The 21,335-nt window shown below is 57.4% G+C and carries 20 protein-coding genes; 12 read left to right on the top strand and 8 right to left on the bottom strand.

Annotation, left to right across the window (positions count from 1 at the left end):
- Positions 1–42 precede the first annotated feature (42 nt).
- The 4 genes from DXX3274_RS09610 to fruB all read right to left on the bottom strand — a co-directional run bounded on the left by DXX3274_RS09610 (position 43) and on the right by fruB (position 4,664).
- Positions 43–753: a hypothetical protein gene (locus DXX3274_RS09610; protein ID WP_042859603.1), complete on the bottom strand. Its 711-nt coding sequence runs from the start codon at positions 751–753 to the stop codon at positions 43–45.
- 122 nt (positions 754–875) lie between these two features.
- Positions 876–2,570, bottom strand: coding sequence for a PTS fructose transporter subunit IIBC (gene fruA / locus DXX3274_RS09605; RefSeq protein ID WP_042859602.1), 1,695 nt, complete (start codon positions 2,568–2,570; stop codon positions 876–878).
- A 16-nt stretch (positions 2,571–2,586) separates the two neighbouring features.
- The gene (fruK, locus tag DXX3274_RS09600; protein ID WP_042859601.1) at positions 2,587–3,525 is read right to left on the bottom strand and encodes a 1-phosphofructokinase; all 939 of its coding nucleotides are present in this window, start codon (positions 3,523–3,525) and stop codon (positions 2,587–2,589) included.
- Positions 3,522–4,664 carry a fused PTS fructose transporter subunit IIA/HPr protein gene (gene fruB / locus DXX3274_RS09595; RefSeq protein WP_042859600.1) on the bottom strand — a complete coding sequence of 381 codons (1,143 nt, stop codon included), beginning with the start codon at positions 4,662–4,664 and terminating at the stop codon, positions 3,522–3,524. The genes fruK and fruB overlap by 4 nt, the downstream gene beginning before the upstream one ends.
- Before the next feature lie 336 nt (positions 4,665–5,000).
- On the opposite strand from fruB, the gene DXX3274_RS09590 reads away from it, so the two are divergent.
- Positions 5,001–6,182: a sugar efflux transporter gene (locus DXX3274_RS09590; protein ID WP_042859599.1), complete on the top strand. Its 1,182-nt coding sequence runs from the start codon at positions 5,001–5,003 to the stop codon at positions 6,180–6,182.
- 5 nt (positions 6,183–6,187) lie between these two features.
- Here DXX3274_RS09590 and DXX3274_RS09585 read toward each other — a convergent pair whose 3' ends face one another.
- Positions 6,188–6,442 carry a YkgJ family cysteine cluster protein gene (locus DXX3274_RS09585; RefSeq protein WP_042862010.1) on the bottom strand — a complete coding sequence of 85 codons (255 nt, stop codon included), beginning with the start codon at positions 6,440–6,442 and terminating at the stop codon, positions 6,188–6,190.
- 188 nt (positions 6,443–6,630) lie between these two features.
- On the opposite strand from DXX3274_RS09585, the gene yeiP reads away from it, so the two are divergent.
- The 8 genes from yeiP (at position 6,631) to yejF (ending at position 15,792) form a co-directional block, all read left to right on the top strand.
- Positions 6,631–7,203, top strand: coding sequence for an elongation factor P-like protein YeiP (yeiP, locus tag DXX3274_RS09580; protein ID WP_038659537.1), 573 nt, complete (start codon positions 6,631–6,633; stop codon positions 7,201–7,203).
- A 67-nt stretch (positions 7,204–7,270) separates the two neighbouring features.
- Entirely contained in the window at positions 7,271–8,248 is a 978-nt protein-coding gene (locus tag DXX3274_RS09575; RefSeq protein ID WP_042859598.1) for a GTP-binding protein, read from the top strand.
- A 48-nt stretch (positions 8,249–8,296) separates the two neighbouring features.
- Complete coding sequence (locus DXX3274_RS09570; RefSeq protein ID WP_042859597.1) at positions 8,297–9,010, top strand: phosphatase PAP2 family protein; 714 nt, start codon at positions 8,297–8,299, stop codon at positions 9,008–9,010.
- A 423-nt stretch (positions 9,011–9,433) separates the two neighbouring features.
- Positions 9,434–10,009 (top strand): bifunctional murein DD-endopeptidase/murein LD-carboxypeptidase, encoded by a 576-nt coding sequence (gene mepS, locus DXX3274_RS09565; RefSeq protein ID WP_042859596.1) that lies wholly within the window; start codon positions 9,434–9,436, stop codon positions 10,007–10,009.
- A 251-nt stretch (positions 10,010–10,260) separates the two neighbouring features.
- Positions 10,261–12,072, top strand: coding sequence for an extracellular solute-binding protein (locus tag DXX3274_RS09560; RefSeq protein ID WP_042859595.1), 1,812 nt, complete (start codon positions 10,261–10,263; stop codon positions 12,070–12,072).
- 9 nt (positions 12,073–12,081) lie between these two features.
- Complete coding sequence (locus DXX3274_RS09555; protein WP_042859594.1) at positions 12,082–13,176, top strand: microcin C ABC transporter permease YejB; 1,095 nt, start codon at positions 12,082–12,084, stop codon at positions 13,174–13,176.
- On the top strand, positions 13,173–14,198 hold the full coding sequence (locus DXX3274_RS09550; protein WP_042859593.1) for an ABC transporter permease: 1,026 nt from the start codon (positions 13,173–13,175) through the stop codon (positions 14,196–14,198). The genes DXX3274_RS09555 and DXX3274_RS09550 overlap by 4 nt, the downstream gene beginning before the upstream one ends.
- A gap of 1 nt (position 14,199) precedes the next feature.
- Positions 14,200–15,792: a microcin C ABC transporter ATP-binding protein YejF gene (gene yejF / locus DXX3274_RS09545; protein ID WP_042859592.1), complete on the top strand. Its 1,593-nt coding sequence runs from the start codon at positions 14,200–14,202 to the stop codon at positions 15,790–15,792.
- A gap of 68 nt (positions 15,793–15,860) precedes the next feature.
- On the opposite strand, the gene DXX3274_RS09540 is transcribed toward yejF, so the two are convergent.
- From DXX3274_RS09540 to rsuA, 3 genes are all read right to left on the bottom strand, one after another.
- The gene (locus tag DXX3274_RS09540) at positions 15,861–16,205 is read right to left on the bottom strand and encodes a YejG family protein (RefSeq protein WP_038918792.1); all 345 of its coding nucleotides are present in this window, start codon (positions 16,203–16,205) and stop codon (positions 15,861–15,863) included.
- 358 nt (positions 16,206–16,563) lie between these two features.
- Positions 16,564–17,688: a Bcr/CflA family multidrug efflux MFS transporter gene (locus tag DXX3274_RS09535; protein WP_371206904.1), complete on the bottom strand. Its 1,125-nt coding sequence runs from the start codon at positions 17,686–17,688 to the stop codon at positions 16,564–16,566.
- Between the two features lie 156 nt (positions 17,689–17,844).
- Positions 17,845–18,543, bottom strand: a complete 699-nt coding sequence (gene rsuA / locus DXX3274_RS09530; protein ID WP_042859590.1) for a 16S rRNA pseudouridine(516) synthase RsuA — start codon at positions 18,541–18,543, stop codon at positions 17,845–17,847.
- 265 nt (positions 18,544–18,808) lie between these two features.
- Here rsuA and DXX3274_RS09525 point away from each other — a divergent pair, with 265 nt between their 5' ends.
- The 3 genes from DXX3274_RS09525 to rplY all read left to right on the top strand — a co-directional run bounded on the left by DXX3274_RS09525 (position 18,809) and on the right by rplY (position 21,283).
- Entirely contained in the window at positions 18,809–19,048 is a 240-nt protein-coding gene (locus DXX3274_RS09525; RefSeq protein ID WP_013317604.1) for a YecH family metal-binding protein, read from the top strand.
- Entirely contained in the window at positions 19,048–20,838 is a 1,791-nt protein-coding gene (locus tag DXX3274_RS09520) for a DEAD/DEAH box helicase (protein WP_042859589.1), read from the top strand. Before DXX3274_RS09525 ends, DXX3274_RS09520 begins: the two co-directional genes overlap by 1 nt.
- 157 nt (positions 20,839–20,995) lie before the next feature.
- On the top strand, positions 20,996–21,283 hold the full coding sequence (gene rplY / locus DXX3274_RS09515) for a 50S ribosomal protein L25 (RefSeq protein ID WP_038918788.1): 288 nt from the start codon (positions 20,996–20,998) through the stop codon (positions 21,281–21,283).
- Positions 21,284–21,335 lie beyond the last annotated feature (52 nt).

Genomic DNA, 21,335 nt, shown 5'->3' with positions numbered 1-21,335 from the left:
TAGGCCGCCCAACTGCTCGACTTCCAACTGTTCGACGTCCAACTACTCGACGTCCTGCCGCCGCAATTGCCCCGCCCACTGGAATATTTTGCCCGATACCGTGCGCGGCTTATGCCCCTGGCCGCTGGGTTGCACCACACACTGAAAGGCATCGCGCAGTTGCATCGGCTTGCCGTGCGTATCCCGCCCAATCGCGTATTTATCGTGGAAGGGCGAAATCGCCAGCGCCAGGTTCTCGACGATAGTATCGCGATCGGCGAATGCCTTCTTTTTTAGCGACAGCATCTGATTGATGATGGCGCAGTCAATCAGCGTGCCGGTAAGCCATTCGGTTTCTGAGGCATATCCGGCGCACCAGCGCAGATGATTGCCGCTGGTAAACGTTTCCATCAAGTCGGTATGGGCGCCCACGAAACAAGCGCCGAGCAGCAGCCCGGTAATATTGAAATGATGGGACAATTCACCAACCGGGACGAGAACATCCCGGATATGCGTACCGCCAAGCTTTTTTCCCTGACCGTGCGCGGCGACATAAATAATGATGTTTTTGAACGGGATCTTGCACAGGCAATGCAGTGCGGTGCGAAAACTCTTCTTATCGTAGAAATTCGCGTAATACACCTCGGTATCACCGGCGACTTTGGCAATGCCTTCAATAAACGGCACTACGGATGAACGGTTGGCATCGTGCTCATCCAGTTCCCAGGGCGATTCCAGCACCAAAATTCCACGACTGGCATGGTGACGCGGCATACGGTTCTCCTTCTATTCCCTCACAGCAATGTAAAATCATACCGCTATTACCCGACTCGGCGGAAAAAACATAAAAAAAACGCCAGTCGCAAGACTGGCGTTTGTCATCAGGTTCGCAACTATCAGGCTTTGGCCAGTTGCTCTTCCGGACGTTTCAGCACGGCGTACAGCACGCCAGCCACTACCGTACCGGCCACGATGGAGAACAGGTAACCCAGTACCGGCGTAATCGCACCCGGAATCAGTAGCACGAACAGACCGCCGTGCGGCGCCATCAACTTAGCGCCAATCGCCATGGAGATCGCACCGGTCAGCGCGCCGCCCAGGATACAGCACGGCAGCACACGCATCGGGTCGCGGGCAGCATAAGGAATGGCCCCTTCGGAGATGAAGCACAGCCCCAGCACCACCGCCGCCTTGCCGCCTTCACGTTCGTTGGAAGTGAATTTCTTACCGGCAATGAAGGTCGCCAGCCCCATCGCCAGCGGCGGCACCATACCGGCAGCCATGACGGCGGCCATCGGCGCATACACCTGGCTACTCAGCAGCGTAGTGCCGAACACGTAGGCCACCTTGTTCACCGGGCCGCCCATGTCGGTACACATCATGCCGCCCAGAATCGCGCCCAGGATGACCGCGTTGGCGGTGCCCATGGACTGCAGCCAGCCGGTCAGACCGGTCAGGATTTTCGCTACCGGCGTACCCACCACGTAGATCATGATCAAACCGGTGATTAACGTAGCGACCAGTGGAATAATCAGGATCGGTTTCAGCGCCGACATACTCTGCGGCAGCGTCACATGGTTACTAATGGCGCGCGCCAGATAACCGGCCAGGAAGCCGGCGATGATGCCGCCGAGGAAACCCGCGCCGGTGCTAACGGCCAGCATACCGCCGACCAGACCCGGCGTCAGACCCGGACGGTCAGCAATCGAGAACGCAATATAACCGGCCAGTACCGGCACCATCAGAGCAAAAGCCGACCCGCCGCCGATCTTCATCAGCGCGGCAGCCAGCGTCCCCTCTTCCTTGAACGCCGTAATACCGAACACGAACGACAGGGCGATACACAGACCGCCGGCCACCACCATCGGCAGCATGTAGGACACGCCGGTCAGCAGGTGACGGTACGGACCTGCGCCGCCTTTCTTGGCGGACTCGCCGCCGGCCGCCGCACCGCTTTGGGCGGACGGCTGGAACACCGTCGCTTCGGACAGCGCCTTGTCAAACTCCTGCGCCGTCTTCTTCAACGCCAGACCGGTGGAGGTGCGATACATCTTTTTGCCAGCGAATTTGCCGAGGTCGACTTCAATGTCCGCCGCCACGATCACCAGATCCGCCTGCTCCACTTCTTCCGGGCTGATCGGGTTGCCGGCGCCCACGGAACCGCGGGTTTCCACTTTCACCCACCAGCCGCGTTTTTTCGCTTCGCTTTCAATCGCTTCCGCCGCCATGAAGGTGTGCGCCACCCCGGTCGGACAGGCGGTTACCGCCACGATGCGTTTGGCGGCAGCCGGAGCCGCTGCAGTGGCAACAGCTGCGGCAGGCGCCTGATACGTCTGCGCTTGCGCTTTGGCTTGTTCCAGAAACACCGCCGGTTGGCTCAGCGCCAGTTCACTATCCCCGGCAAACACTTTTTTGCCATTCAGACCACTGTCTGCCTGTACGGGCGCGCCCAGCACGATGGCCAGCTCCGCGTCGGCAAACTGCTCAGTGAGGGTAAGTCCTGCGTTAGCTGCAGCAGCACCGAGCAAATTTTTCACCAGACGGCTTTTCGCCAGTCCCAGTGATTTATCAAGTATCAGCAGCGTTTTCATTGTTTATCTCCTGCTGTCAGTTAAATGGTTTGAGATCGACACGCGCCATCATCGCAGCCAGCTGCGGACGATCGCTAATGCCTACGTTGCTCTGGCTGACGGCCAATGCTGCCACCGCCGTGGCCAGGCGCAACGTGTGTTCACTGGACTCACGCATCAATAAGCCATAAATCAATCCCCCCACCATGGAGTCACCCGCACCTACCGTACTGATCACTTCACAGGCCGGCGGCTTCGCCAACCAGGCACCAGACGCATTAACCCACAGCGCGCCTTCCGCTCCCAGCGAAATCACGACATGGGCAATACCCTGTTCACGCAGCGCATGCGCCGCATCCACCACATCCGCCAGCGTGGGCAACTTACGTCCGGCCCAGATTTCCAGCTCCCGGCGGTTGGGTTTCACCAGCCACGGCGAGGCTTTCAGGCCTGCCACCAGCGCTTCGCGGCTGCTGTCAAAAATAATGCACGGACACTGGCTGCGCAGGCGCGACATCCAGTCGGTAAACGCATCCGGGTCAACGCCGCTCGGCAGACTGCCGCTAACGGCGACCATGTCAAACTGTCCCAGCCAGCTCAGCGAATCGTTGACGAAACGCTGCCAGTCCTGCTGGGTTACCTCGAAACCGGAGAAGTTCAGGTCGGTTACATCGCCATCCTGCTCGGTGAGTTTGACATTAATGCGAGTACGCCCCGACACCACCTGAAAACGGTTGGCGATGCCCAGTTCGCTGAACAGCTGCTGAAAACCGTCCTGATTGTCTTTACCCAAAAAGCCGCCCACGGTGACATCAATCCCAAGGTCTTTCAGCACTTTGGCGACGTTGATGCCCTTGCCTGCCGCATGCAGGCCGGTGGTCTGAACCAGGTTGACTTCGCCGCGTTCGATTTCCGGGCAGTACCCTACTAAATCATAGGCGGGATTCAGGGTGATGGTGGCAACGCGCCTGCTCATGCTGCACCCTCCCCAAGGCCGGACTGAATAGCTTCGCCGATGGCTTTCAGCGCCGCTTCAGCATCGCTGCCGTTGGCTGTAAAACGCAGACGGTGACCGCTCTTGACGCCCAGCGCCACCACTTTCATCAGGCTGCGGCCGTTAGCCGGTTTGCCGGTGCCGTCAAGGTTCGCCACGGTGATCTCGCTGGAGAACTGTTTGATGACGTTAACCAGCATCGCGCCCGGACGGGCATGCAGACCGTGCTCGTTGCGGACGGTAAATTCCGCCACCAGCGCGTTGCTCTCTTCTTCTTCGTCCTCTTCTTCGCTGGTCAGCAGCGCCAGCAGCGTGGCTTCGTCAGCGGACAACAGACGATCGGCCTTGCCGGCGATCAGCAGCTTGCTGAGATAATCCAGCGACGCGAATACCTGCTCATCAGCCGCCGAGACCGTCAGCAGCAGCGCCACGTTTTCGCCATCCACCGCGAAAGGCTCCGCCGGGCGGCTCACCGCCAGCGCGCTCACCAGATTGCCGTTCAGGCTGTCGCTCAGCCAGACGCCCTGCCCCAGATGTACCGGCTTATTGCCGACCACATGGCTGACAAAGCTGGCGTCGACCGCGCCAATCTGTTGCAGACGGCCGGCGTTCAGCGCCTGCAGCGTCATCAGGTTGTCGGTCGCCACATTCAGGCTAATCAGCGAGGTATCAAAACGGAACGCGCCCGCCAGTTGTTCGCCCATCAGCAACCCGCGCAGTTCGTCGGCTGACGTGGTGCTGGCCAGACGGGCCGCGACGCGATCATCGCTCAGCACGTGGGTCAGTTGACGCAGCAGCGCCAGATGCTCATCGGAACGGGCGGCAATCCCCAGCACCACATACGCGGTCTGGTCTTCGCCCCACGCGATCCCCTGCGGGAACTGGAACACCTGAACACCGGTTTTCTGCACCAGATCGCGCGTATCGGTGGTGCCGTGCGGAATAGCAATACCGCTGCCGAGATAGGTAGAGGTCTGCTGCTCGCGCTGAAGCATCCCCTCGACATAGCCCTCGCTCACGCAACCGGCTTCGGTCAGTGCGGCAGCCACCTGACGGATGGCCTCCTCTTTACTGCCGGCGGAAGCACCTAAATGAATGTCGTGCTGTGACAACTGAAACATAACGCTCCTCTCTTGCTGAACTTGAATCGTTTCAGCTTTTATGAGAAATAATTTGCTGACTCTCTCAGGGTGGTTTCAGCAAAACCTCGCTGAAACGTTTCAAAAATTCTGCGTTTTTCACTATATGTATGCAAGCATTCTGCACAGATAAAATGACAGATCTTAGAGGTCACGCACATTTTCACCACGAAACGCCAAAATCTGTAACACTTTGACACACCAATGCTGAATAGGTGCTGAAGAAAAAAAAATTGAAACGGACTTTCGTTTCTATTCCATCAGCGTAAGATAGCGCGTTCAGTTTCCTTCCTGCTTCTTTTTTAACCTGAATTCAGCATGACAATTTCTTCTGCCCGCGCGGCCCGACGCCTGCCCGACCTGACGTCTTCGGCGTTTCTGGTCATTGCTTTTCTGACCGGGATTGCCGGTGCGCTGCAGCTTCCTACGCTCAGCCTGTTTTTATCAACGGAAGTACAGGTACGTCCGTTCATGGTCGGGCTGTTTTATACCGGCAGCGCGGTGATCGGCATCGTCGTCAGCCAGATCCTGGCGACCTATTCCGATCGTCAGGGCGACCGCAAAACGCTGATATTGCAGTGCTGCCTGTTGGGCGCGCTGTCGTGTCTGCTGTATGCCTGGAACCGCAACTATTTTGTTCTGCTGTTTATCGGCGTACTACTGTCAAGTTTCGGCTCCACCGCCAACCCGCAACTGTTTGCGCTGGCGCGGGAACACGCCGACCGCACCGGTCGCGGCGCAGCCATGTTCAGTTCGGTGATGCGGGCGCAGATTTCGTTATCCTGGGTGATCGGGCCGCCGGTCGCCTTCGCGCTGGTGCTGGGCTTCGGTTTCCCGGCGATGTATCTGACGGCCGCGGTGGTATTCGTACTGTGCGGGCTGTTGGTGTGGCTGCTGTTGCCGTCAATGCCCAAAACCCGGGTTAAATCCGCCGCGACGCTGGAATCGCCCCGCCAGAACCGACGCGACACGCTGTTGCTGTTTACCGCCTGTACGCTGATGTGGACCTGCAACGGCATCTATCTGATCAATATGCCGTTGTATCTGGTCAATGAATTGCAGTTACCCGAAAAGCTGGCCGGGGTCATGATGGGCACCGCCGCCGGGCTGGAAATTCCGGTGATGTTGCTGGCCGGTTACCTGACCAGTCGGTTAGGCAAGCGCCTGCTGATGCGGCTGGCGGTGATCGCCGGGCTGATTTTTTATGTCGGGCTGACGCTGCTGAACGGTTCGTGGGCCTTGCTGGCGCTGCAACTGCTGAACGCGATTTTCATCGGCATTCTGGCCGGGATGGGGATGCTGTATTTTCAGGATCTGATGCCGGGTCAGGCGGGCGCCGCCACGACGCTGTTCACCAACACCACCCGGGTAGGCTGGATCATCTCCGGTTCACTGGCGGGCATCGTGGCCGAAGTCTGGAGTTACCATGCGGGCTTTGTCATCGCCATCGTCATGCTGGCCGGCGCCGCCGTCTGCATGTGGCGCATCCGCGACGCCTGATTCCGTCAGGGCGCGGTAGCCTCTTCCAGTTGAATAAGGTACAGCATCGCTTCATCACGGTGATTTCGGCACATATCGCGGCTCGGTTGCAGGCCACGACACACCGCCGGGCGCAACGGCGAATGGAACAGGCCGCAGCGCATACGTTCATCCAGATGGATGCAGGGCGTATTGGCCGGTTTTCCCTGCGGCATGCCGGGAATCGGGCTGGAGATAGAAGGCGCGGTGCAGCAGGCGCCGCAATCAGGACGACATTCCATCAGCATAACCTCCGGGGATTCCCGTTACTCTTTCAGGCCGCAGAGCCTAACAGGCTGTCGCTCGCAAGGCCAATATTTCCCGCCGGTTTGTTTGGCGTCCGGCTGCCGCAAATCCCGCTTGCCTGAACCCATCCTGACGGGTAACGTGTCGCCACAAAAATTTCTCTTCTTTATTTAAGGTATGTTTCATGGCAAGAGCGAATGAGATCAAACGCGGCATGGCCGTTAATTACAACGGTAAGCTGCTGCTGGTAAAAGATATCGATATCCAGAGCCCCAGCGCCCGCGGCGCCAGTACGCTGTACAAAATGCGTTTCTCCGATGTCCGCACCGGTCTGAAAGTGGAAGAACGCTTCAAGGGCGATGACATCCTGGACACCATCACCCTGACCCGCCGTTCCGTGACCTTCTCTTATATTGATGGCGACGAATACATCTTTATGGACGAGGAAGACTATACCCCGTATACCTTCAAGAAAGAGCAGATCGAAGATGAACTGCTGTTTATTCCTGAAGGCGGCATGCCGGGCATTCAGGTATTAACTATGGACGGACAGTTGCTGGCGCTGGAACTGCCGCAGACAGTCGATCTGGAAATCGTGGAAACCGCACCGGGCATCAAAGGCGCGTCCGCCAGCGCCCGCAACAAACCGGCCACGCTGACCACCGGTCTGGTGATTCAGGTGCCGGAATACCTGAGCGCCGGCGAAAAAATTCGTATTCATATCGCCGAGCGCCGTTACATGGGTCGCGCGGACTAACCCCGCCGGTGATACCCGCGTCTGGCGGGCACGCCAGACGCTTCCCCGCAGACTCAAGGAGGCTCCTGTGTTGACGAAAGTAAACCTGATCACCGGTTTTCTCGGCAGCGGCAAAACCACCACCATCAAGCACCTGCTATCTCGTAAGCCCGAAGACGAAATCTGGGCGGTGCTGGTCAATGAGTTCGGTGAAATCGGTATCGACGGCGCATTGCTGAGCGATACCGGCGCACTGCTCAAAGAGATCCCCGGCGGTTGCATGTGCTGTGTGAATGGCTTGCCGATGCAGGTGGGGCTCAATATGTTGCTGCAGAAAAAGCCCCACCGTTTGCTGATCGAACCCACCGGTCTCGGTCATCCAAAACAGATTCTGAACTTGCTGACCGCAGAAGCCTATCAACCGTGGCTCCAGTTGCAGGCTACGCTGTGTCTGCTGGATGCGCGTCAGCTCGGCGACAAACGTTGCCTGGAAAATGAAAACTTTCGCGACCAGTTGGCCGCCGCGGACGTGATTGTCGCTAATAAGCAAGATACCTGGCAGGACAGCGACCGTGAAGCCCTGATGGCATGGTATCAACAGCAGGGGCAGGATCGTCGCCTGATCACGTTAGCTCAGGGGCAGTTGGATACTGCGGTGCTGGACCTGCCGCGGGAAAACCACAATGCGCTGCCGGATGCCCGCCACCACCATCACTCCGCCGTCGCCAAAACCGGGCTGGCCGCACTGAAACTGACCGGCCGTGAAAGCTGGCGTCGAGCCTTGAATCAGGGCCAGGGCTATTATGCCTGTGGCTGGATTTTCGATGGCGATACCCAGTTCAACACCGCCAGTCTGCTTGACTGGGTGCGCCTGGCACCGGTAAGCCGCGTTAAAGGTGTGATGCGTATCCCGGAAGGCACGCTGGTGGTCAACCGCCAGGGATTCGACCTGCGCATTGAAACACAATCGGCCCCGCCGCCGGACAGCCGCATCGAAATCATTAATGAATCTGAAGCGGAATGGAACACGTTGCAAAAGCAGTTGTTAAATTCCCGTTTAATGTAAGCGGTGTAAGTTACACGCCTGGACAAATTTGACAGTGAGTCAGGATGTATGTCAAAGCGTAATACACTACTTATTCTATTCTTCAATCTTCTGGGTTTTGCTCTGTTCTTCTCCTGGTATTTACCAGCACAGCACGGGTTCTGGTTCGACATAGACACATCGCTGTTTTTCTATTTCAACCAGCGCCTGGCGACATCCAGCGCGTTTCTCCATTTGGTGGCGATTACCAACAATCGCGCCTTTGACGCCTGCGCGCTGCTGGCGATGGGACTGCTTTATCTGTTCTATTACCTGCGTCGCTCCCATGACGCACGCCGTCAGATGCTGCTTATCGGCCTGGCCATGCTGGCGACCGCGGTAGTGCTCAACCAACTGGGGCATCTGATACCGGTGCAGCACAGTAGCCCGACGCTCTTTTTCAGCGGCATCAACCGGGTGGGCGAGCTGACCGGCATTCCCACCAAAGATGCGTCCAGCGACAGTTTCCCCGGCGATCACGGTATGATGCTGATGATCTTCGCCGTATTTATGCTGCGCTACTTTGGCCGGGCCGCCTTTGCCGTCAGCATGCTGATTCTGCTGGTGTTCGCCACGCCGCGTATCATGATCGGCGCACATTGGTTTACCGATGTCGCCGTCGGGTCGCTATCGGTGGTGCTGGTGGGGTTAAGCTGGTGGTTGTTGACCCCTGCCTGCGACGCCCTGATTAGCCGCATTGACCGCCTGCTACCTGGCAAAAAGTCGCTCAGTCGGCAAGCCTGACTGGCGGTGACCACAGCAAACGTGTATCGCCCGCTGTGGTCACGTCTACCCGCCTATTCAATTTTTTTGGTCATTTTGCGCACGTTTTCTCGTTCCTCTCTCCCACCGCAGGTTTTTATAGGGCTGGCGTGAAAGATTTCATCAGGAAATCGTATAAACAAAAGAGACAAAAAAACTCGCAATCTGATATTCGTTAAGGTATGGTCACCGAGGTTCATGATTTATGGGCAGACATCCGGCCAGTTAAACAACTGTTGCCACACCAATAATAATGTGCGTTATTGCACAATTTGGTTGACGGATAATTGTCCCATTAAAAGTAGTGCTTTAGTCTGACACTCGTTTTGTTTGGCATAGATACATCGTTCATAAACACAGCGATAGCGATTGAATCGTTAAGGACATCAAGGGAACATAACAACAATGGTCAAATCTCAACCGACTCTGAGATATATCTGGCGGGCCTTGCCTGCCGTGGCGGTAGCGGTGATGCTTTCCGCCTGTACCGGCAATATTGCAAGTGTTAATAATCAAACTGATAGGCGTGTGGTTAACGGTGGTGACCCTTCACTACAAGCCTCTCAGGATGAATTCGAAGCGATGGTTCGCAACGTGGAAGTCAAATCCAAGTTGCTTGAACAATACGCCAGTTGGAAAGGCGTGCGTTATCGCCTCGGCGGGGACAGCCGGAAAGGCATTGATTGCTCCGGTTTCGTTCAGCGAACCTTCCGTGAACAATTCGGTATGGATTTGCCGCGTTCCAGCTATGAACAGCAGGACATTGGCGTTCAAATCCAGCGCAATAAGCTGCGCCCGGGTGATCTGGTTGTGTTCCATGCCGGCTCTACCGGCCGTCATATGGGCATCTACATCGGCAACCAGCAGTTTGTCCACGCGTCCACCAGCATTGGCGTGACCATTTCCAGTATGGATGATAGCTACTGGAAACCCCGTTACCGCGAAGCGCGTCGGGTGCTGAAGCAGGATTCGCACAGCTGATTTTCTTTTCCCTTGATGTCGTCCAAACAAATTCAAAACGCCGCTCGTCAGACAGCGGCGTTTTTTATTGCGTCACTCTCCTTCCCGGTAACAACTCGGATCGATTAACAGTAGGTTTGACGCCTTATTTCATGGTAAAACAGAACACCATAGCGTCCGGCATCGTGATTGCCAGGAATTTCAGGCACTTTCTCCGGTAAACCGGCTTTTCGTTCGGGGAAACATGAGGTTATCAGGAGTCCGCCATTTCGATGTTTACACGTGCACTTATCGCCGCCTTGCTGTCTGCCTGCGCCTGGCTGGCCTATGCGGAACCGACCACACAGCAGACTTATGCATTCGCCACGCTGGGCGAACCGAAATACCGGCAGGGCTTTACCCACTACGATTACACCAATCCATCGGCCCCCAAAGGCGGCAAAGCCACACTCAGCGCGCTGGGCACCTTCGATAACTTTAACCGCTTTGCCTTGCGCGGTCTGGCCGCCGCCCGTACCGAAAGCCTGTACGACGCCCTTTACGTCAGTTCGGAAGACGAACCCGCCAGTTACTACCCGTTGATTGCGCTTACCGCGCGTTACGCCAGCGATTACAGCTGGATTGAAGTGGAAATGAATCCCGCCGCGCGTTTTCATGACGGCTCACCGATTACCGCCGCCGACGTGGCGTTCACCTTCAATATGTTCATGACGCAGGGCGTGCCGCAGTTCCGTCTGTACTACAAAGGCGCCGAAGTCAAAGCCGTCACCTCGCACACCGTCCGCTTTACTTTCCCTGAGCCAGACAAGGAAAAGATGCTGGGGATGCTGACCTTGCCGGTCATGCCGGAGAAATTTTGGCGCGACCACAAACTCAGCGACCCGCTGAACACCCCGCCGCTGGCCAGCGGCCCCTATCGCATTACCGATTACCGCATGGGCCAGTACGTGATTTATTCGCGCGTGACCGACTACTGGGCTGCCGACCTGCCGGTCAACCGCGGCCGTTACAACTTTGACCAGCTGCGTTATGACTACTATCTGGACGACAGCGTAGCGCTGGAAGCCTTCAAGGCCGGCGCGTTTGATCTGCGCATAGAGGGTTCACCCAAGCACTGGGCGACCCAGTACGAAGGCGGCAATTTCGCCCGCGGCTACATTCTAAAGAAAGATGAAACCAATCAGGCGGCGCAGGATACCCGCTGGCTGGTGTTTAACATCCAGCGGCCGCAGTTTAGCGATCGCCGGGTGCGTCAGGCGCTGGCGCTGGCCTTTGACTTCAACTGGATGAACAAGGCGCTGTTTTTTAATAGCTATCAGCGCCCCAACAGCTTTTTCCAGAACACCGAGTACGCGGCGCAGGGAACGCCATCGGCGGAAGAACTGGCCTGGCTGACGCCGCTGAAAGACAAGATCCCCACCGAAGTCTTCGGCCCGGCATACCGGCCGGAAGGCTCCGACGGTAGCGGTTACGACCGCGCCGGCCTGCTTAACGCGCTGCAACTGCTGCAACAGGCGGGTTGGGAACTGAAGAATCAGGTGCTGGTGAATAAACAAACCGGTCAGCCTTTCCGTTTCGAACTGTTGCTGCCAAGCGCCGCCAACTCCATCTATGTGCTGCCGCTCCAGCATAGTCTGGCGCGACTGGGTATCCGCATGGAAGTGCGCAGCGTCGATAGCCCGCAGTTCAACAACCGGTTTCGCAAGCGCGATTTCGACATGATCCCGAAGCTGTACCCGGCGATGCCCTACCCCAGCTCCGACCTTGCCGTCAGTTGGAGTTCCGGGTATATCAATTCCTCCTATAACTCGCCGGGAGTGCAGGACGCCGCCATCGACCAGCTGATTGACAACATTATTCGCCATCAGGGCGACAAACCGGCGCTATTGTCGCTGGGACCGGCGCTGGACAGAGTGCTGACCTGGAACCAGTTCGCCATACCGATGTGGTATTCCAATCACGACCGTTTCGCCTACTGGAACAAATTTGCCATGCCTGCAACCCGCCCGGCCTATACGCTGGGTATCGACAGCTGGTGGTATGACGCTGATAAAGCGGCCACCCTGCCGGCAGCGCGTCGATAAGGAGCCGATGTGGGAACTTACCTGTTACGTCGACTATTGCTGGTGATCCCCACACTGTGGGCAATCATCACCATCAACTTTTTTATTGTGCAGGTCGCGCCGGGCGGCCCGGTCGATCAGGCCATCGCCTCGATTGAAATGGGCCAGGGCAGCGGTTTTAGCGCCGGCGGGGACGGCGGCGGCGGGCTGGCGCGTGGGCCGGGCGGCAAGCCGTCGGTGGAAAACACCTATCGCGGCGCTCGCGGGCTGGACCCGGAAATCATCGCGGAAATCACCAAACGTTACGGCTTCGATAAACCGCTGCACGAGCGCTATTTCAAATTGATCTGGGATTACATGCGGTTCGACTTCGGCAACAGCCTGTTTCGCGGCTCGTCGGTCATTGCGCTGATTAAAGAAAGTATGCCGGTTTCGATATCTCTTGGGCTGTGGAGCACGCTGATCATCTATCTGGTTTCCATTCCGCTCGGCATCAAAAAAGCGGTGCGCAACGGCTCGGCCTTTGACGTCTGGAGCAGTACGCTGATTATCGTCGGCTACGCTATCCCGGCGTTCCTGTTCGCGATTCTGCTGATCGTGCTGTTCGCCGGCGGCAGTTATCTCGACTGGTTCCCGCTGCGCGGGCTGGTGTCGCCGCATTTTGACAGTCTGTCCTGGTTTGACAAGGTTACCGATTATCTGTGGCACATTGCGCTGCCGGTGCTGGCGATGGTGATTGGCGGTTTCGCCACGCTGACCATGTTGACCAAGAACTCGTTTCTGGATGAAATCCGCAAACAGTACGTGGTCACCGCCCGCGCCAAAGGGCTGGATGAAAAGCGGATTCTCTATCGCCACGTATTTCGCAACGCCATGCTGTTGGTGATCGCCGGTTTCCCCGCCACGTTCATCAGCATGTTTTTTACCGGCTCGCTGCTGATTGAGGTGATGTTCTCCCTCAACGGCCTGGGGCTGCTGGGATATGACGCCACCCTGCAGCGCGATTACCCGGTGATGTTCGGCACCCTGTACATTTTCACCCTCATCGGCCTGCTGCTGAACATTCTCAGCGACATGACCTATACGCTGGTTGACCCGCGTATCGACTTCGAGGAGCGCCAATGAGCCGTCTAAGCCCCATTAATCAGGCGCGTTGGGCGCGCTTTCGCGCTAATCGTCGCGGCTACTGGTCGCTGTGGATTTTTCTGGTGTTATTTGTCGTTACCCTGTGTTCGGAGCTGGTCGCCAACGACAGGCCGTTGCTGGTGCGCTACCAGGGGCAGTGGTACGCGCCGTTTATGGTGGACTACAGTGAAACCGCCTTCGGCGGCCAGTTGGCGACGCCGGCGGATTACCGCGATCCCTGGCTGGAGCAGCGGCTGGAGCAAGGCGGCTGGACGCTGTGGCCGCTGATTCACTACCGCTACGACACCATCAACTACGCCACCCAGAGCGCGTTTCCGTCGCCGCCGTCGCGCCAGAATTTGCTCGGCACCGACAGTCAGGGGCGCGATGTGCTGGCGCAGGTGCTGTATGGCTTTCGCATTTCCATTCTATTCGGGCTGGCGCTGACGCTGTTGTCCAGCCTGATCGGCATCGTGGTGGGCGCATCTCAGGGGTATTACGGCGGACGTGTTGACCTGTGGGGACAGCGCTTTATCGAAGTCTGGTCCGGGATGCCGACGCTGTTTTTGATTATCCTGCTCTCCAGCGTGATCCAGCCGAATTTCTGGTGGCTGCTGGGCATTACCGTGCTGTTTGGCTGGATGGCGCTGGTCGGCGTGGTGCGGGCGGAATTCCTGCGTACCCGCAATTTCGACTATATCCGCGCGGCACAGGCGATGGGCGTCAGCGATCGCGCCATCATGTTTCGCTGTATGTTGCCCAACGCGATGGTCGCCACCCTCACCTACCTGCCGTTCATTCTCTGCGGCTCCATCACCACCCTGACCTCGCTCGACTTTCTCGGTTTTGGTCTACCGATGGGGTCCGCTTCGCTCGGCGGGCTGTTGCTGGAAGGGAAAAACAACCTGCAGGCGCCGTGGCTTGGCATCACGGTCTTCATGGTACTGGCGGTAGTACTGTCACTGCTTATCTTTATCGGCGAAGCGGTTCGCGACGCTTTTGACCCTAGCAAGGCGCATTGATATGTCCGCACAACCTTTACTTGAAATCCGGGACCTGAGCATTGCGTTTCGCAACGGCGGCCAGCAGCGGCAGGTGGTCGACCAGGTCTCGCTGAGCATTGAAGCCGGAGAAACGCTGGCGCTGGTCGGCGAGTCCGGCTCAGGCAAAAGCGTGACCGCGCTGTCGGTGCTGCGTTTGTTGCCCTCGCCGCCGGTGGTCTACCCGAACGGCGACATTCTGTTTGCCGGCGAATCATTGCTGAACGCCAGCGAGCAGCGGCTGCGTCAGATTCGCGGCGACCGGATTGCCATGATCTTTCAGGAACCGATGGTGTCCCTCAACCCGCTTCACACCATCGAAAAACAATTGGTGGAAGTGCTCTCGCTGCACCGGGGCATGCGCCACGAAGCCGCGCGGGGCGAAATCGTCGGCTGTCTTGAGCGCGTCGGTATTCGTCAGGCGGCGCGGCGGCTGGCGGATTTTCCCCACCAGCTTTCCGGCGGCGAACGCCAGCGGGTGATGATCGCAATGGCGTTGCTGACGCAACCCGCCTTGCTGATTGCCGACGAACCGACTACCGCGCTGGATGTCACCGTACAGGCGCAAATTCTGGATCTGCTCAACGAGCTGAAACAGGAACTGAACATGGGGCTGCTGTTCATTACCCACAACCTGAACATTGTGCGCCGGCTGGCGGACCGGGTGGCGGTGATGCAGGCCGGGCGTTGCGTGGAGCAGAACCAAACCCGTGAGCTGTTCAGCGCGCCGCAGCATCCGTATACCCGGCAGTTGCTGGATGCCGAGCCGACAGGGGAAGCCTTGCCGCTGGAACAGACCGCCGCGACGCTGCTGGATGTTCGGGAGCTGGGCGTCAGCTTCCCCATCAGGCGTGGTCTGCTGCGTCGTACCGTGGGGGAAAAATCGGTGCTGCAGGCGCTCAGCTTTAGCCTGCGCCGCGGAGAAAGCATCGGGCTGGTGGGCGAATCCGGCTCCGGCAAGAGCACCACCGGGCTGGCATTGCTGCGGCTGCTGCGCAGTCGTGGCGAGATCTGGTTCGACGGCCAGCCGCTGCACCATTTTAACCGCAAGCAAATGCTGCCGGTACGTCGCCGTATTCAGGTGGTGTTTCAGGATCCAAACGGTTCGCTGAATCCCCGTCTGAATGTGGAGCAGATTATCGCGGAAGGGCTGCGGGTGCATCACCAGTTAAGCCCGGCGGAACAGACGCAGCGAGTGATCCAGTCCATGCAGGAAGTCGGGCTGGACCCGGACAGCCGCCATCGCTATCCGTCAGAGTTTTCCGGCGGCCAGCGCCAGCGTATCGCTATCGCCCGGGCGCTGATCCTACAACCGGAACTGCTGATTCTCGATGAACCTACCTCATCGCTCGATCGCACGGTACAGGCGCAGATTCTGACGCTGCTGAAAACCCTGCAGCAGACCCACCAGTTGGCCTACCTGTTCATCAGCCACGATCTGCACGTGGTACGTTCATTGTGTCATCAGGTCATTGTGCTGCGGCACGGCGAAGTGGTGGAGCAAGGCGAATGTCGGCAACTGTTTGAACACCCACAGCAGGATTATACCCGGCAGTTACTGCAACTCTCGGCCTGAATATTGCCGCCCGCTCGGGAAAGCATGGGGAAAAGCGTTACAGCAGCATCGTTACCGATGCTGCCGCTTCAGAAAGGGTATTGGGCGCAGACGGATTCGGCGATCGCCACGCCGACGTCTTTCAGGCGGCACATGGCGGCGCTCTCATCCTGACGATGCAGGAACAGGCATGGCTCACCCTCCCACTCCACTATTGCGCATTGCAGCTGGATATCATCCAGCGACTGGTTGAGGTGGCGCATAATCTGACGAGCTTCTTCGCCGTCGTGGCTGAGCAGTTTAAAACCGATCAGATAACTGTCGTCATCCATGCTGCAAAGCGGAATCGGTTCAACTTTGATGCCAGTAAAACCGGATAACCAGCGGTAACTTTGCGGCAAGCGATGAACTACCGAAAGTTGAAGAGTATTCACAGCGGTCTTCCTCAGCTAAGCTGCTTTAAAATTCACAAAATTATAACATAAATCAGCAAACTTTTTTGCTCTACACCCTTCTTTCTCACTATCGGGATACAAAAAAGCAACATGTTTTCATAATGAGGCCGTCCCAGAAGCATGGCGCTCAGATTGGTAACCGTTCAAAACGTTAACGAGATCACGATTTTGACTGGTTTTGCGCTATATGTAACCTTTTATTCCCGATATCTCAATCATTTTCTTCAAATCGTTCACTTTTGATTCAATATTTTCACATTTTAGGAACAACAGGCGGGAGCGCTGCCGGTGAGGTACCGGCAGCAGAAGCGGGAAAGAGGAGAACGGAAGAGAGGTCTTAACGCCGACTCGCGTACAGGAATAAGCCGAATGCGCCTGTCGAGCAGAACGCCATCGCGCCCACCATCGGCCATACGCTCTGAAACGTCGCCAGCGACAATAACGTTCCCACCAGCGAGCCCAGCCCAAAGCGCATGGTGCCGGCCAGCGAAGACGCCGTTCCGGCCATATGGGGGAAATCGTCAAGAATCACCGCCATCGCGTTGGACGCCACCGTGGCGACACAGCCCACGAATGCCGCGACACCGATCACCAGCGGGATAAACCCTAAATGGAAACTACTGACCACGACCAGCCATATCCCCATCACAAACTGGATAATCAGCCCCAGCCGGAACATAAACATCGCCCCCATACGCGACACGATACGGCTGTTGAGCAATGTCATCAGGAACAGGAACACGATGTTCAGCGCAAAATAGTAGCCAAAATGCTGGGGCGACACGCCATTAAGGTCGATATACACAAACGGCCCGGCGCTCAGAAAAGCGAACATGCCGGAAAACGACAGTCCGCTGGCAAACATATAGCTGAAGACGCGACGATGGCGCACCAACAGCAAAAAGTTCCCCATCGTAGTACGCAAATGGAAACGCTGCCGCCGCTCCGCCGGTAGGGTTTCACGGATAAACAGCCACACCAGCACGGTCGCCACCAGCGACGCGGCGGCGATAGTCCAAAAGATCGCGTGCCAACTGAGCCAGAACAGCAATGCGCCGCCGATGATCGGCGCCAGCAGCGGCGCCACCGTCATCACCAGGATCACGAACGACATCATGCGCGAGAATTCATCCTTCGAGAACATGTCCCGCATCAGCGCGTTGATCACCACGTTGGCCGACGCGGCCGACAAGCCGTGCAGGAAACGCATATGAATCAACTGGTCGACCGTTTGCGACAGCGCGCAGGCGGCGGCGGCCAGAGTAAAAATCAGCACCCCGCCCAGAATAACCGGCCTACGGCCGATACTGTCCGACATCGGGCCGTAAAAAACCTGCCCGATGGCAAAACCGAGCACATAGGAGCTGAGGGTCATCTGCACCCGACCCGGATCGACCGAAAACTCTTTTGCGATCACCGGCAGCGCCGGTAAATACATATCGATGGCGATTGGCATCAGCATCGATATCAACCCCAGAATAAAAATCAGACCGACGCGCGAGGATGATTGTGGTTGCACGAAAAACGGTTCTCCAGGTAGACGACGGTTTCCCGCCACCTGACGGCGGCGGACAAAAGGACTTAACAAAGAACAAGGCGATAGCCAACGGTCTTGCGACTATTGCCCGATGCTGGCCACCTCTTCCGGCGTCAGCGGCCGATATTCACCGGGCTCCAGCGCGTCATCCAGCGCAATGGCGCCGATGCGTTCACGATGCAATGCCACGACATGGTTGCCAACCGCGGCAAACATGCGTTTTACCTGATGGTAGCGACCTTCGCTGATGGTCAACCGTACCTGGTGCTCAGAAATCGGCTCCAGCGTCGCCGGACGGGTCAGGTCTTTCTCGCCGTGTAATTGCACGCCTGCCTGAAAATGCTCCGCGGTGTCTGGCGCCAGCGGCTGTTCCAGCGTCACCAGATAGGTTTTTTCGCAATGGTGCTTCGGCGAGGTAATGCGGTGCGACCACTGGCCGTCGTCGGTCAGCAACACCAGACCGCTGGTATCGATATCCAGCCGGCCGGCGGCATGCAGCTTGTGCGCCACCGGTTCATCGATAAAATATAAAATCGTCGGATGGTCAGGGTCGTCGGTTGAACACACATACCCCTGCGGCTTATTCAGCATGAAATAACGCGGCCCGTTCTGCTGTTCAAGCACATTGTCGTCAAACGCCACTTCATGGTCCGGCAGCAGTTTGAACGCGCCGTTCTTCACCACCTCGCCATTTACCGTTACACGCTGCGCACGCAGTTCACGCGCTATCAGCGAACGGCTGATCCCCAACTGTTGGGAAAGAAATTTATCCAATCGCATTAATGAATACTGCCTATGGTCGTCACGAATTGCCGGTCAGGCATGGCGCTGAGCGCCACCTGATAGGAAAAGACGCTGGCTTTCACACCGGATATTGATGTAACCCGCCCTTCTGCGCCGTTTAAAAAAGCATAATAAAAGCAACTTTACTGTTCTTCACCGCTCTTCCGCCCTGCTCGTCACCGGACAGGAAAAGGAGAGTATACCGCGACGTTTCGCCGTATTGGCGGCATTTCATCGCCCGATAATTATCAGGAGCCCTATTATGTCATCGATTCACGGTCATGAAGTATTACATATGATGGTGGCCGCCAACAGATCCTTTACCACCGATGAACTGATTGCCGCTATTGAGGCGCGTTTTGGCCGCGATGCCCGTTTTCACACCTGCTCCGCCGCCGACATGACCGCCGCCGGGCTGGTGCAATTTCTGGCTGACAAAGGCAAATTCATTCCGCAAGATAACGGGTTTACCACACATGAAAGTAAAATCTGCCGCCACTGATGTCATTTACACTGCGCCCGTACCAGCAAGAAGCGGTTGACGCCACCCTTGCCTATTTTCGTCAGCATACCGCCCCGGCGGTCATCGTTTTACCCACCGGCGCCGGCAAAAGCCTGGTAATCGCCGAGCTGGCGCGGCTGGCGCGCGGCCGGGTATTGGTGCTGGCGCACGTCAGGGAACTGGTGGAGCAGAATCACGCCAAATATTGCGCGCTGGGACTACAGGCAGACATTTTCGCCGCCGGGCTCAACCAGCGCGACAGCGAAGGCAAGGTGGTGTTTGGCAGCGTACAGTCGGTGGCGCGCCACCCCGACAAATTTGATGACGCCTTCTCGCTGCTGATCGTCGATGAATGTCACCGGATTAGCGACGATGAAAACAGCCAGTACCAGCAAATCATCCAGCATTTGCAGCAATCCAATCCCCAGTTGCGGTTGCTGGGATTGACCGCCACCCCTTATCGCCTCGGCCGAGGCTGGATCTATCAGTACCACTATCACGGTATGATCCGCGGCGACGACAGTTGCCTGTTTCGCGACTGTATCTACGAACTGCCGCTGCGCTACATGATCCGACATGGTTTTCTGGTGCCGCCGGAGCGGCTGGACATGCCGGTGGTGCAGTACGATTTCAGCCAACTGGCGGCGCGCAGCAACGGGCTGTTCAATAACAGATCGCTCAATAACGGATCGTTCAGCGATGTTGAGCTGAACCGGGAATTGAAGCGTCAGCAACGGGTCACGCCGCACATCGTCCGCCAGATTACGGAGTACGCCGCTAACCGACGGGGCGTGATGATTTTCGCCGCCACGGTTGAACACGCACGGGAAGTCGAAGGGCTGCTGCCGGCCGGCGAAGCGGCGTTGATCAGCGGCGAAACGCCCGCACCGCAGCGGGATGCGTTGATCGCCGCCTTCAAGCAGCAACAGCTGCGCTATCTGGTCAACGTATCGGTGTTGACTACCGGCTTTGATGCGCCGCACGTCGATGTGATCGCCATTTTGCGCCCGACGGAATCCGTCAGCCTCTATCAGCAGATAGTCGGCCGCGGCCTACGCTTGTTTCCCGGCAAAACCGACTGCCTGATTCTGGACTACGCCGGCAACCCATTCGACCTCTATACGCCCGAAGTCGGCCACAGCAAACCGCACAGCGACAGCCAGCCGGTGCAGGTGTTCTGCCCACAGTGCGGCTTCGCCAACCTGTTCTGGGGAAAATGCACCGATGACGGCAGCGTGATTGAGCATTATGGCCGCCGTTGTCAGGGCTGGCAGGCGGGTGAATCGGGCCGGCGGCAACAATGCGATTACCGCTTCCGTTTCAAAAGCTGCCCGCATTGCGGTGCGGAAAACGATATCGCCGCCCGGCGCTGTCAGACGTGCGAAGCGGTGCTGGTCGATCCGGACGACATGCTGAAAGCGGCGCTAAAACTGAAAGACGCGTTGGTGCTGCGTTGCAGCGGCATGAATCTGCAACACGGCGCCGACGCCAAAGGCGAATGGTTGCGCATCACCTACTACGATGAAGACGGCGCCGACGTCAGCGAACGTTTTCGGCTGCACACCGCCGCTCAGCGCAACGCCTTTACGCATGTTTTTCTGCGAGCGCACCAGCGCGCGCCCGGCGTCCCCTTCAACTGGCAGCGTGCCGACGATGTAGTCGCGCAGCAGGCGCTGCTGCGTGCGCCGGATTTCGTGGTAGCCCGTTTGCAGGGCAAATTTTGGCAGGTGCGGGAAAAAATCTTCGATTATCAGGGCCGCTATCGCCGCGCCCATGAGCTACGCGGCTAATTTGCGGCGGTTTTATTTGCCCGCGCCGCCATATTCCGCTAGAATCTCGCCCGCTTTTATTTCGAATAACAGCATCGTTATTTGAATGACAAGCATGATTATCCTGCCTGTTGCTGGGTCGCCTGTAACAGGTTCATTTTATCAAGTAGAGAAAGCAATGATTACTATCAACGCAGAAGTACGTAAAGAGCAGGGTAAGGGTGCGAGCCGCCGCCTGCGCACTACCGGTAAATTCCCCGCCATCGTTTACGGCGGTAGCGAAGCACCGGTTTCCATCGAACTGGACCACGATATCGTTAAAAACCTGGAAGATCGTAACAGCGAAGGTCTGTACGGTGAAATCGTCCTGGTTGTCGATGGCAAAGAAACCAAAGTAAAAATCCAGGCTGTTCAGCGTCACCCGTTCAAGCCGAAACTGACTCACATCGACTTCGTTCGCGTTTAATCACGCATAACGTCTTCGACGAGCCAGCAAAAACGCCGCACATGTTGCGCGT

Origin of the sequence: Dickeya sp. NCPPB 3274, from assembly GCF_000406205.1 — a bacterium.
Taxonomy (GTDB): domain Bacteria; phylum Pseudomonadota; class Gammaproteobacteria; order Enterobacterales; family Enterobacteriaceae; genus Dickeya; species Dickeya fangzhongdai.
The sequence above is the reverse complement of the archived record's forward strand: the minus strand, read 5'-3'. Positions and strand labels throughout refer to the sequence as shown.

What these genes read in the sequence shown, in the direction of transcription:
- DXX3274_RS09610 (WP_042859603.1), bottom strand. Translation starts at nt 753, where the DNA reads ATGCCGCGTCACCATGCCAGTCGTGGAATTTTGGTGCTGGAATCGCCC.
- fruA (WP_042859602.1), bottom strand. Translation starts at nt 2,570, where the DNA reads ATGAAAACGCTGCTGATACTTGATAAATCACTGGGACTGGCGAAAAGC.
- fruK (WP_042859601.1), bottom strand. Translation starts at nt 3,525, where the DNA reads ATGAGCAGGCGCGTTGCCACCATCACCCTGAATCCCGCCTATGATTTA.
- fruB (WP_042859600.1), bottom strand. Translation starts at nt 4,664, where the DNA reads ATGTTTCAGTTGTCACAGCACGACATTCATTTAGGTGCTTCCGCCGGC.
- DXX3274_RS09590 (WP_042859599.1), top strand. Translation starts at nt 5,001, where the DNA reads ATGACAATTTCTTCTGCCCGCGCGGCCCGACGCCTGCCCGACCTGACG.
- DXX3274_RS09585 (WP_042862010.1), bottom strand. Translation starts at nt 6,442, where the DNA reads ATGGAATGTCGTCCTGATTGCGGCGCCTGCTGCACCGCGCCTTCTATC.
- yeiP (WP_038659537.1), top strand. Translation starts at nt 6,631, where the DNA reads ATGGCAAGAGCGAATGAGATCAAACGCGGCATGGCCGTTAATTACAAC.
- DXX3274_RS09570 (WP_042859597.1), top strand. Translation starts at nt 8,297, where the DNA reads ATGTCAAAGCGTAATACACTACTTATTCTATTCTTCAATCTTCTGGGT.
- mepS (WP_042859596.1), top strand. Translation starts at nt 9,434, where the DNA reads ATGGTCAAATCTCAACCGACTCTGAGATATATCTGGCGGGCCTTGCCT.
- DXX3274_RS09560 (WP_042859595.1), top strand. Translation starts at nt 10,261, where the DNA reads ATGTTTACACGTGCACTTATCGCCGCCTTGCTGTCTGCCTGCGCCTGG.
- DXX3274_RS09550 (WP_042859593.1), top strand. Translation starts at nt 13,173, where the DNA reads ATGAGCCGTCTAAGCCCCATTAATCAGGCGCGTTGGGCGCGCTTTCGC.
- yejF (WP_042859592.1), top strand. Translation starts at nt 14,200, where the DNA reads ATGTCCGCACAACCTTTACTTGAAATCCGGGACCTGAGCATTGCGTTT.
- DXX3274_RS09535 (WP_371206904.1), bottom strand. Translation starts at nt 17,688, where the DNA reads ATGCTGATGCCAATCGCCATCGATATGTATTTACCGGCGCTGCCGGTG.
- rsuA (WP_042859590.1), bottom strand. Translation starts at nt 18,543, where the DNA reads ATGCGATTGGATAAATTTCTTTCCCAACAGTTGGGGATCAGCCGTTCG.
- DXX3274_RS09525 (WP_013317604.1), top strand. Translation starts at nt 18,809, where the DNA reads ATGTCATCGATTCACGGTCATGAAGTATTACATATGATGGTGGCCGCC.
- DXX3274_RS09520 (WP_042859589.1), top strand. Translation starts at nt 19,048, where the DNA reads ATGTCATTTACACTGCGCCCGTACCAGCAAGAAGCGGTTGACGCCACC.
- rplY (WP_038918788.1), top strand. Translation starts at nt 20,996, where the DNA reads ATGATTACTATCAACGCAGAAGTACGTAAAGAGCAGGGTAAGGGTGCG.